Origin of the sequence: Serratia sp. CY52157 (assembly GCF_052168495.1) — a bacterium.
Taxonomy (GTDB): Bacteria; Pseudomonadota; Gammaproteobacteria; order Enterobacterales; family Enterobacteriaceae; genus Serratia; species Serratia ureilytica.
Genome location: NZ_JBJNMO010000010.1, coordinates 89,244 through 100,325, shown reverse-complemented (window position 1 = coordinate 100,325; position 11,082 = coordinate 89,244). Strand labels below are relative to the sequence as shown.

General features: G+C 60.8%; 9 protein-coding genes. 5 read left to right on the top strand and 4 right to left on the bottom strand.

What is annotated here, in order from left to right:
- Positions 1-87: 87 nt before the first annotated feature.
- The 3 genes from metF to metB all read right to left on the bottom strand — a co-directional run bounded on the left by metF (position 88) and on the right by metB (position 4,811).
- Entirely contained in the window at positions 88-984 is an 897-nt protein-coding gene (metF, locus tag ACJ8IP_RS23535) for a methylenetetrahydrofolate reductase (protein WP_033645217.1), read from the bottom strand.
- Positions 985-1,212: 228 nt separating this feature from the next.
- Positions 1,213-3,648 (bottom strand): bifunctional aspartate kinase/homoserine dehydrogenase II, encoded by a 2,436-nt coding sequence (locus ACJ8IP_RS23530; RefSeq protein ID WP_033645216.1) that lies wholly within the window; start codon positions 3,646-3,648, stop codon positions 1,213-1,215.
- A 2-nt stretch (positions 3,649-3,650) separates the two neighbouring features.
- Positions 3,651-4,811, bottom strand: coding sequence for a cystathionine gamma-synthase (gene metB, locus ACJ8IP_RS23525; RefSeq protein ID WP_198793400.1), 1,161 nt, complete (start codon positions 4,809-4,811; stop codon positions 3,651-3,653).
- A 304-nt stretch (positions 4,812-5,115) separates the two neighbouring features.
- On the opposite strand from metB, the gene metJ reads away from it, so the two are divergent.
- The gene (gene metJ, locus ACJ8IP_RS23520) at positions 5,116-5,433 is read left to right on the top strand and encodes a met regulon transcriptional regulator MetJ (RefSeq protein WP_004931076.1); all 318 of its coding nucleotides are present in this window, start codon (positions 5,116-5,118) and stop codon (positions 5,431-5,433) included.
- A 77-nt stretch (positions 5,434-5,510) separates the two neighbouring features.
- Here metJ and rpmE read toward each other — a convergent pair whose 3' ends face one another.
- Positions 5,511-5,726: a 50S ribosomal protein L31 gene (gene rpmE / locus ACJ8IP_RS23515; RefSeq protein WP_004931078.1), complete on the bottom strand. Its 216-nt coding sequence runs from the start codon at positions 5,724-5,726 to the stop codon at positions 5,511-5,513.
- Between the two features lie 200 nt (positions 5,727-5,926).
- Here rpmE and priA point away from each other — a divergent pair, with 200 nt between their 5' ends.
- The 4 genes from priA (at position 5,927) to hslV (ending at position 11,073) form a co-directional block, all read left to right on the top strand.
- Positions 5,927-8,122, top strand: a complete 2,196-nt coding sequence (priA, locus tag ACJ8IP_RS23510) for a primosomal protein N' (protein WP_046687963.1) — start codon at positions 5,927-5,929, stop codon at positions 8,120-8,122.
- A gap of 291 nt (positions 8,123-8,413) precedes the next feature.
- Entirely contained in the window at positions 8,414-9,442 is a 1,029-nt protein-coding gene (cytR, locus tag ACJ8IP_RS23505) for a DNA-binding transcriptional regulator CytR (RefSeq protein WP_025304661.1), read from the top strand.
- A 65-nt stretch (positions 9,443-9,507) separates the two neighbouring features.
- On the top strand, positions 9,508-10,440 hold the full coding sequence (gene ftsN / locus ACJ8IP_RS23500) for a cell division protein FtsN (RefSeq protein ID WP_047025847.1): 933 nt from the start codon (positions 9,508-9,510) through the stop codon (positions 10,438-10,440).
- Between the two features lie 102 nt (positions 10,441-10,542).
- Positions 10,543-11,073, top strand: coding sequence for an ATP-dependent protease subunit HslV (hslV, locus tag ACJ8IP_RS23495; protein WP_004931085.1), 531 nt, complete (start codon positions 10,543-10,545; stop codon positions 11,071-11,073).
- Positions 11,074-11,082: the final 9 nt, after the last annotated feature.

The following is an 11,082-nucleotide window of genomic DNA, read 5'->3' as shown; positions in this document are numbered from 1 at the left end:
CCGTTTATCGGGGCCGTTTTTTTATGTCTCCCCCACAAAAAAAGGGCGCCGCGGTAAAGCGGCGCCCTTTTCAATGGAGCAAGCCCGTCAGGCGGCGGCCACCGGTCGCACGCCCAGCGTGTGGCAGATGGCATAGCTCATCTCGGCGCGGTTCAGCGTATAGAAGTGGAAATCTTTCACCCCTTCGCGGCTCAGGATCTTCACCATGTCCATGGCGATGTTGGCGCCGACCATTTTGCGGGTCTCCGCATCGTCGTCCAGCCCTTCGAACATGCTGGTCATCCAGCTTGGCACCCGCACGTTGGTCATGGTGGCGAAGCGCTGCAGCTGCTTGAAGTTGGACACCGGCAGAATGCCCGGCACGATTTCCACGTCGATACCGGCGGCGACGCAGCGGTCGCGAAAGCGCAGGTAGCTCTCAACGTCGAAGAAGAACTGGGTAATCGCGCGACTGGCGCCGGCATCGATCTTGCGTTTCAGGTTAATCAAATCGGCCTGGGCGCTCTTCGCCTCCGGGTGCACTTCCGGGTAAGCGGCGACGGAAATGTCGAAGTCACCCACGTCTTTCAGCAGCGCCACCAGATCGGTCGCGTACATTTCCGGCTTGCCGCCGCCCGGCGGCAGATCGCCGCGCAGCGCCACGATATGGCGGATGCCGCTGTTCCAGTAATCGGTCGCGATGTCGCGCAGCTGCGCCGGGCTGGCATCGATGCAGGTCAGGTGCGGCGCCGCCTCCAGGCCGGTGCGTTCTTTGATCCCTTTGATGATGCTGTGGGTGCGATCGCGCTCGCCGGAATTGGCGCCGTAGGTGACGGAAACGAATTTAGGTTTGAGGATGCTCAGACGATCGATCGACTGCCACAGGGTCTCTTCCATCTCGCTGGTGCGTGGCGGGAAGAACTCGAATGATACGTTAATCTGGCCGTTCAACTCCGCCAGACTCTGATTCAGCGCTTCCCGCTGGTTTGCGTGGAAAAAACTCATACCCTGCTCACCTCTTATCGATCACTGTTTTTATTTCATCTTGATGAGCGTCTATACGTTTAGACGTCTAGATAGAAAATGCCGCATGTTGGCTAAAGAGTCAACAGGAAAATGAGGGGAATAAGATGATTAATCCTCACCCGCTCAACGAGGGAATTTCATGATCGCGGCAAAGATAAGTATGGCAGGAAAAGCCAAGGGGCGCGGTGAGCCCGCGCCCGCAGAGGATTAAAGCAGCTGCGCCAATCGGTTAAGGTCTGACTGGATCGCGCCGGCGGTCACATCGCGGCCGGCGCCCGGCCCGCGGATCACCAGCGGATTATCGCGATACCAGCGGCTTTCGATGGCGAACACGTTGTCGCACGGCAGCAGCGAGGCCAGAGGATGCTCAGGGCGCACCGCCTCTACGCCGACCCGCGCCTTGCCGTTGGCGTCGAAACGCGCCACATGGCGCAGCACCAGGCCCATTTCGCTGGCGGCCTCAAAGCGCTGTTGCATCTGCTGATTCAGCGCCTCACCGTTCTCGAAGAACTGATCGACGGAGCCCAGCTCGCACCCCGCCGGCACCAGCGACTCGACCCGCACCTGGTTCGGTTCGATGTCGTAGCCCGCCTCGCGCGCCAGGATCACCAGCTTGCGCATCACGTCCTGGCCGGAGAGATCGACCCGCGGATCCGGTTCGGTCAGCCCCTGCTGCCAGGCCTGATCCACCAGCTCGGTGAACGGCACCGTGCCGTCATACTGCAGGAACAGCCAGGAGAGCGTGCCGGAGAAGATGCCGCTGATCGCCAGAATGCTGTCGCCGCTGTCGCGCAGATCGCGCACCGTGTGGTTGACCGGCAGGCCGGCGCCGACGGTGGCGTTATACAGCCAGTGGCGGCCGGTTTTGGCGAAGGCGTCGCGTATTTGGCGATAGCTGTCGCTGCACGAGGCCCCCGCCAACTTGTTGGCGCTGATCACGTGGAAACCGTAGCTGGCGAAATCCAGATACTGCCCGGCCAGCTCTTCGCTGGCGGTCACGTCGAGCACCACCAGATCGTCGAACGGGTGCGCGCGCATCCACAGGAACAGCGATTCTTCATCCAGCTCCTGCGCTTCGTCCTCAAAGAATGCCAGCGCGCGGCTGGCGTCCAGCCCGTCATAGTTCAGCAGGCTGCGGCGGCTGTCCACCACCCCCGCCAGGATAAATTCGAAGCCGCTGCGCGCGGAGATATTGGTCTGCTCACGGGCGAACAGCTCCAGCCAGCGCGACCCGATATTGCCCTTGCCGAACAGCACCAGACCGATGCGCTTCTCGGCGCGGAACAGGCTTTGGTGCAGCCCCTGGATCAGCAGCGCGGTCGGCCCCTGGCGCAATACCGCCACCAGGCTGATGCCATCTTCCGCCTGCCAGATAAACTCGACCGGCTGATCTTTCAGCTGCTGATAGAAACGGTGGCTGTGCAGCGGGTTCTTGCACACCCCGGCGCCGACCATCGCCACCAGCGCCAACCCTTCGCGCAGGCGCAGCTCGCCTGGCAGCACCGCGGCCTGCAGCGTCGCCAGCGCGCTGTTGACCACCTCGGAGGTGTAGCACAGCTGCACCAGGTTGCGGTCTGGGTGGATGCCCACCGCCAGCGGTTTGATCTGCGCGCGCTTGAGCACCAGATCCAACTCTTTCTGCGCCAGTTTGAAGTCATGCTGAGCGGCAACGTGCAGTTCAATCAGGCACACATCGTCGTGGCTGGTGACAATCTTGGCGCCGGTGCCGGAAGCCAATACGCGCTCAATGCGCGTCGAGCCCTGCTCCGGCTGATAGCTGCAGCGCAGCTGAAGATCGATATCGCTACCGGAGACCGGCTGCAGGGTACGGGTGTGCAACACCGGCGCAGCCAGACGCGCCAGCTCGCTGGCTTCGTCCAGACGCAGCAGCGGCAGCAGGCAGGCGTCTTTCACCTTGCGCGGATCGGCGCTGTAAACCCCGGCCACGTCGCTCCAGATGGTGACGCGCGCAGCGCCGGCCAGCGCGCCGACCTGAGTAGCGGAGTAGTCGCTGCCGTTACGCCCCAACAGCACGGTTTCCCCGGCGTCGTTGCGCGAAATGAACCCGGTCACCACCAGGCGTTTACCCGGGTGTTGGGCCATCAATTGTTGCAACAGCGGGTAAGAACGGCCTTCATCCACCTGCGGCTGCGCGGCGCGCTCGGCGCGCAGGAAGTCACGCGCATCCAGCCAGGCCGCCTGCATGTCCAGGTGGTTGAGCACCGCCGCCATCAGGCGCGCCGACCAAATCTCGCCGTGCCCGACCACTTCGGCGTAGCACACCTCGTCGACATTGCCGTCCAGCAGCGCCGCCAGGCGTTCCAGATCCTGAATGAACTCGGCGATCAGCGGCTCGGCGCTTTCCGGCGGCAACAGGCCGCTGATAAGATCGCTGTGATAACGACGCAACGTCTGCTGCACCTGGTGCGCAGACAGGCGATCGCTCTGGCTGAGCTTCAGCCAGTTGATCAACTGGTTGGTGGTACTGCCGGCGGCCGATACCACCATCATGTCGCCCGGCTGGCTGTATTCCGCCATAATCCCGGCCACACGCAGATAACACTTCACATCCGCCAGACTGCTGCCGCCAAACTTGTGCAGTTGACGCCCGCTCACCGGCCCTGCTACAGCAATTGCATTCATGCTTACCTCGTTGCCGCCGCCTGGAAAGCGCGTTCCAGATCGGCAATCAAATCTTCACTGTCTTCAATACCCACGGAAATGCGCAGCAGGCTCTCGGAGATGCCGGCCGCTGCCCGCGCCTCCGCCGCCATGCCGGCGTGAGTCATGGTCGCTGCATGCGAGATCAGGCTTTCTACGCCGCCCAACGATTCTGCCAGAGTAAACAGCTCAAGGGCAGAGAGAAAACGGCGCAGTACCGCTTCATCGCCGTCCAGCTCAAAACTCAGCATCGCACCGAAACCGCGCTGCTGACGACGGGCGATCTCATGCCCCGGATTCTCCGGCAGGGAGGGATGATACAGCTTTTTCACCAGCGGTTGCTGCTGTAAATAGTCAACAATCGCTTCAGCGTTTTGTTGCGCCGCCTTGATGCGTGGCAACAACGTGCGCATGCCGCGCAGCAACAGATAGCTGTCGAACGCGCCGCCGGTCACGCCGATGTTGTTCGCCCACCAGGCCAGCTCGACCGCCAGCTCAGGATCTTTGGCGATCACCGCGCCGGCCACCACGTCCGAATGCCCGTTCAGGTATTTGGTGCAAGAATGGACCACCAGATCGGCACCGAGTTCGATCGGCTGTTGCAGGGCCGGGCTGAGGAACGTGTTGTCCACCACCGTCAACGCGCCCGCCGCGTGCGCGGCAGCGCAGATCGCCGCGATGTCCACCACCCGCAGCAGCGGATTGCTGGGGCTTTCTATCAACACCAGCTTCGGCTTTTGCGCCAGCGCCTGTTGCAGGGCGGCCTCATTGCCTTGATCGACGAACAGCACGCGATAAGCGCCGCGCTTGCTCAGGCTGTCGAATAACCGATAGCTGCCGCCGTAACAGTCGTGCGGCGCCACCAGCAGATCACCGGGCTTCAGCAGTACGGTGGTCACCAGATGGATCGCCGACATCCCGCTGCCGGTCATCACCGCACCGGCGCCGCCTTCCAGCTCCGCCAACGCGCGCTGCACCACGTCGCGCGTCGGGTTGCCGCGGCGCGAGTAGTCATGAGCTCGGGGTTGATTGAAGTCGGTAAAGTTATAGGTGCTGGACAGATGAATCGGCGGGACAACGCAGCCGTACTGTTCGTCGTCGTTCAGGCCGCTGCGTACGGCAATCGTGGCTGGTTTACGCGTCATGGGCTCGCTCGGCTCTCGGTTCGGTGAATGAGGCCTAAAGAGTAATCGCAGGATTGATAGACGTCAATACATCTGGACATCTAAACTTCTTTGCGTATAGATTGAGCAATGACACAATACCCGCTAAAATTATGCCGATATGACATGACGATAAGATGTTAAGCGGCAATGCCTGGCCGAAGCGGGGCATTCAGTGACCCTGGTCGCGTAAAATTGACATTTATTTAGTGAGAACAGTGAAGATCGGGCATAATTGGCCGGTTTTTAGAATTTTGTAATTTTTCTGACAAAGTTAAGGTGTCCCATGGCTGAGTGGAACGGCGAGTATGTCAGCCCTTACGCTGAACACGGTAAAAAAAGCGAGCAAGTCAAAAAGATCACGGTATCCATTCCGCTGAAGGTCCTGAAAATCCTCACCGACGAACGGACCCGTCGCCAGGTGAACAACCTGCGCCACGCCACCAACAGCGAACTTCTGTGCGAAGCGTTTCTGCATGCCTTTACCGGCCAGCCGCTGCCGAACGATGAAGACCTGCGCAAAGAGCGCAGCGATGAAATCCCGGAAGCCGCAAAAGCGTTGATGCGCGAACTGGGTGTCGATCCCGATACCTGGGAATATTGAGAACCGCCCGGCGAACGCCGGCGGCAGAAAAGAAAAAAGGCGCCCAGGGCGCCTTTTTCATCGGTCGATAAGAAATCTTATTTCTTAGCGCCTGGTACGCTGAAACGCTTGTTGAAGCGGTCAACGCGGCCACCGGTAGCAACGTCACGCTGCTTGCCAGTGTAGAACGGGTGGCATGCGCCACAAACGTCCAGGTTCAGATCGTGGCCCACGGTGGAGCGGATCTTCATCACGTTACCGCAAGAGCAGTTAGCAGTAACTTCTTCGTATTTTGGGTGGATACCTTGTTTCATGGGAAACCTCAGTTAAGGCCGTGTCGCTATCCAGCCCTGTTTCGCCAGACACCACACGTGGTTGATAATAGAATTTTGGTATCGAATTATACCAAAGGCGGCAAATTATACAGCATTAGTCGGGGCGCGCAATCGGAACCGTACATTTGACGATGCGCCGTGTAAACTGATGCCCACTTTTTTTCAATTTGGATGAGATCATGCCCGTCGTACACGTTGCTTTGCCGGTCCCCCTCGCCCGCACCTTCGACTATCTGCTGCCGCCCGGCATGCAGCCGGTGGCCGGCGCGCGCGTGGGCGTGCCCTGGGGCAGGCAGCATGCAATCGGCATCGTCACCGGCTGCAGCGACACCAGCGAACTGCCGTTGGACAAGCTCAAACCGATCGACAGCGTGATCGACACGGAATCGCTGTTCTCCCCCAGCCTGTGGCGCATCCTGCGCTGGGCCAGCGATTACTACCACTATCCCATCGGCGAAGTGCTGTTCCACGCGCTGCCGATCCTGCTGCGCCAAGGCAAACCGGCCGAGGCCGCGCCGCTGTGGCAGTGGTTCGCCACCGAAGAGGGGCGCGCCACGCCGCCCGAAAGCCTGAAACGCGCGCCGAAACAGCAGCAGGCGCTGGCGGCGCTGTTGCAACGCCCGGTCTATCGCCATCAGGTCAGCCAGCTTGAGCTGACGGAAAGCGCCCTGCAGGCGCTGCGCGCCAAAGGGCTGATCGATCTGCGCGCTCAGGTCGCGGCCACGCAGGACTGGCGCCCCAACTTTGCGGTGCTCGGCGAGCGGCTGCGGCTGAATACCGAACAGGCCACCGCCGTCGGGGCGATCCGAAGCGAAGATGAGCAGTTTGCCGCCTGGCTGCTGGCCGGGGTCACCGGCTCCGGCAAGACCGAGGTGTATCTCAGCGTGCTGGAAAACGTGTTGGCCAAAGGCCGGCAGGCGCTGGTGCTGGTGCCGGAAATCGGCCTGACGCCGCAAACCATCGCCCGCTTTCGCGAGCGCTTCAACGCGCCGGTGGACGTGCTGCACTCCGGGCTGAACGACAGCGAACGGCTGGCGGTTTGGCTGCGCGCGCGCAGCGGCGAAGCCGCTATCGTCATCGGCACCCGCTCGGCGCTGTTCACGCCGTTCCGGCAACTGGGCGTTATCATCATCGACGAAGAGCACGACAGCTCTTATAAACAGCAGGAAGGCTGGCGCTACCACGCCCGCGATCTGGCGGTGTTCCGCGCCCGGGAAGAAGATATCCCGATGGTGATGGGCTCCGCCACGCCGGCACTGGAAACGCTGCACAACGTGCAGCTGGGCAAATATCGCCAGTTGAAGCTCACCCAGCGCGCGGGCAACGCCAAACCGGCGGCGCAGCATCTGATCGATCTGAAAGGGTTGCCGCTGAAGGTCGGCCTGTCGCAGCCGCTTTTGAAAAGCATGCAGCACCATTTAAAAGCCGGCAATCAGGTGATGCTGTTCCTCAACCGCCGCGGTTACGCCCCGGCGCTGCTGTGCCACGAGTGCGGCTGGATCGCCGAGTGCCAGCGCTGCGATCACTATTACACCTTCCACCAGCATCAGCGCCAGCTGCGCTGTCACCACTGCGACAGCCAGCGACCGGTGCCGCACCAATGCCCGCAGTGCGGCTCCACCCACCTGGTATCGGTCGGCGTCGGCACCGAACAGCTGGAACATGAGCTGGCGCCGCTGTTCCCCGACACGCCGATCACCCGCATCGATCGCGACACCACCAGCCGCAAAGGGTCGCTGGAGCAGCATCTGGCGGATATTCATCGCGGCGAAGCGCGCATTCTGATCGGCACGCAAATGCTGGCCAAGGGCCACCATTTTCCCGACGTCACGCTGGTGGCGTTGCTGGACGTGGACGGCGCGCTGTTCTCTGCCGACTTCCGCTCCGCCGAGCGTTTTGCTCAGCTCTATACCCAGGTCTCCGGGCGCGCGGGGCGAGCGGGCAAACAGGGTGAAGTGCTGCTGCAAACCCACCACCCGGAGCACCCGTTATTGCAGGTGCTACTGCAACAAGGTTACGACGCCTTCGCCAAACAGACGCTAGCGGAGCGCAACAGCGTGTTTCTACCGCCCTACACCAGCCACATCATCGTGCGCGCCGAAGATCACGATAACCAACAGGCCCCGCTGTTCCTGCAGCAGCTGCGCAATCTGTTGGAAGCCAGTCCGCTTAAGGACGATTCGCTGTGGGTGATGGGCCCGGTGCCGGCGCTGCAGTCCAAACGCGGCGGCCGTTTCCGCTGGCAGCTGCTGCTGCAGCATCCGACACGGCGCGTCCTGCAACAGCTGATGAAAAGCTCGCTGCCGCTGATCGGCACCCTGCCGCAAACGCGCAAGGTGAAATGGACGCTGGATGTCGATCCGATCGACAGCTGATCCCGGAAAAGTCCGATTTAGCTGCCGTCATGCAAACGTTTACCCTTTAAATTGCGAGTGAACGCTAAAAAACCTTCTCAGGTCACATTTTTTATGCAAATTAGGTAACAAAGGCGGGGCGTATTCTGTTTAGAATGTCTGCGAGGGCAAATTTTGTCGCCACATCGCAGCGCGACGGAGTGCTCGAACGCGAGTGGCGCTCAATGACAACAATCCCGCCACCGCATGCCGGACATTGTGAGCAAACAGCAGTAGTGGCGTCGGCATGGGGCTGACGCAAGGAGAAAGGCGTTGGAACACAAGAAAGAGTTATCCATGGCGACCATGAAAGACGTCGCCGAAATGGCGGGCGTTTCAACGGCTACCGTATCGCGTGCGCTGATGAATCCGGAAAAGGTGTCAACGCCAACGCGTCAGAAAGTGGAACAGGCCGTGCTGGCCGTGGGTTATTCTCCTCATGCTCTGTCACGCAATATCAAACGCAACGAATCTCGCACCATCCTGGTGATCGTGCCCGACATCTGCGATCCGTTTTTCGCGGATGTGATCCAGGGGATCGAACAGACCGCCGCCCAACAAGGCTATCTGGTGCTGATCGGCGACTGCGCGCAGCAGAACCAGCAAGAACGCACCTTCGTCAATCTGATCATCACCAAACAGATCGACGGCATGCTGCTGCTGGGCTCTAATCTACCGTTCGACGCCAGCAAGGAAGAGCAGCGCAACCTGCCGCCGATGGTGATGGCCAATGAGTTCGCGCCCGAGCTGGAACTGCCGACGGTGCATATCGACAACCTGACCGCCGCCTTTGAAGCCGTGCATTATTTGCATCAATTGGGGCACCGGCAGATCGCCTGCGTCGCCGGGCCGGAACAGATGCCGCTGAGCCATTATCGGCTGCAAGGTTATGTTCAAGCGCTACGCCGTAATGGCATTACCGTCGAAAGCAGCTATATTACCCGGGGTGATTTTACCTACGAAGCCGGCGCGCAAGCGCTGACCCAGTTGATGGCTCAGCCGAAACCGCCGACGGCGGTGTTCTGCCACAGCGACGTCATGGCGATCGGCGTGCTGTCCCAGGCGAAGAAAATGGGGCTGCGGGTACCGCAGGATCTGTCGATCGTCGGCTTTGACGACCTCAAGCTGGCGCAGTATTGCGATCCGCCGCTGACCACGGTGGCGCAGCCGCGCTTCCAGATCGGCCAGCAGGCGATGTTGTTGCTGTTGGAGCAGTTGAACGGCCAGACGGTGGCCAGCGGCTCCCGACTCTTGGACAGTGAATTGATTATCAGAGGCAGCACCGCTGCTCCGAAACGCTAGTCAAATATTTTAGGGTTCAGTAACATGACGGACTTATCCTCTCATCAGGACACAGCGGAATAATAGTGGCACAAAAAGACTATGTAAGCCGTGGGCGCGCAGCAGGAGCTAAGCGCAAAACCCCCAGCCGTAAAAAACGCAGTTCTCCGAAGGTTTCCAAAACCGTGCTGGCGTTAGCCGTCGCGTTGCTGGTTGTCTTTGTCGGTGGCCTCTATTTCATTACGCACAACAAGCCGGAAGACGCGCCGTTGTTGCCTGCGCACACCACTCGCCCAGGCAACGGCCTGCCGCCGAAGCCGGAAGAGCGCTGGCGCTATATCAAAGAGCTGGAAAACCGACAGATCGGCGTGCAAACCCCGACCGAACCGACGGCCGGCGGCGAGCTCAATTCCAAAACTCAGCTGACCGCCGAACAACGGCAACTGCTGGAGCAGATGCAGGCCGACATGCAACAGCGCCCGACGCAGCTGAATGAAGTGCCGTATAACGATCCGGGCCAGGCCAACGCGCGCGGCAACCGCCAGCAGCAGATGCAACAACCGCAAATGCAGCAGCAGCCGGTACAGCAACAGCAGCAGGTCACTCAGGCGCCGCGCAACCCGTTCAACAACGGGGCCGCCACCGCGCCGGTGCAGCAGCACCAGCAGCCGAAGCAAGTCACCCCGCCGCCGGCGCAGGTGAAACAGCCTGAGCCGAAGCCGCAACCGAAGCCGGAGCCCAAACCGGAAGTGAAACAGGAAACGGCCAAGCAGGACACCAAACCGGAATCGAAACAGAAGTGGATGGTGCAATGCGGTTCGTTCCGCGCCACCGATCAGGCTGAATCCGTACGTGCGCGCCTGGCGTTCGAGGGCATCGAGAGCCGCATCACCGCCGGTGGCGGTTGGAATCGCGTGGTGCTCGGCCCCTACAGCAGCCGCGCCGCAGCGGACAAAACCCTTTCGCGCCTGAAGGGCGTCGGCATGTCGAGTTGCATTCCCCTCTCCGTTGGGGGTTGAAAAGCGTCAATCCCCCCCCATCTATACTCTCAATATGCCTCGTAGCGTCTGCGAAAGCAGGCGCTGCGGGGACTTCTTTCCGTCTTTAACGAGGGTCTGCTCGTGACAACAATTGTAAGCGTACGCCGCAACGGCCAGGTCGTCATCGGTGGTGATGGCCAGGCAACCCTGGGTAATACGGTGATGAAGGGTAACGTCAAGAAAGTGCGTCGCCTGTATAACGACAAAGTGATCGCCGGTTTCGCCGGTGGCACCGCTGACGCCTTCACGCTGTTTGAACTGTTTGAACGCAAACTGGAAATGCATCAGGGCCACCTGGTGAAAGCCGCCGTCGAGCTGGCGAAAGACTGGCGCACCGACCGCATGCTGCGCAAGCTCGAAGCGCTGCTGGCGGTCGCCGATGAAACCGCCTCGCTGATCATCACCGGCAACGGCGATGTGGTGCAGCCGGAAAACGATCTGATCGCCATCGGCTCCGGCGGCCCGTACGCCCAGGCCGCCGCCCGCGCCATGTTGGAAAATACCGAGCTGAGCGCCCGCGACATCGTTGAGAAATCCCTCAACATCGCCGGCGACATCTGTATTTACACCAACCATTTCCACACCATTGAAGAATTGCCTTCCAAAGCGTAAGGATCGAAT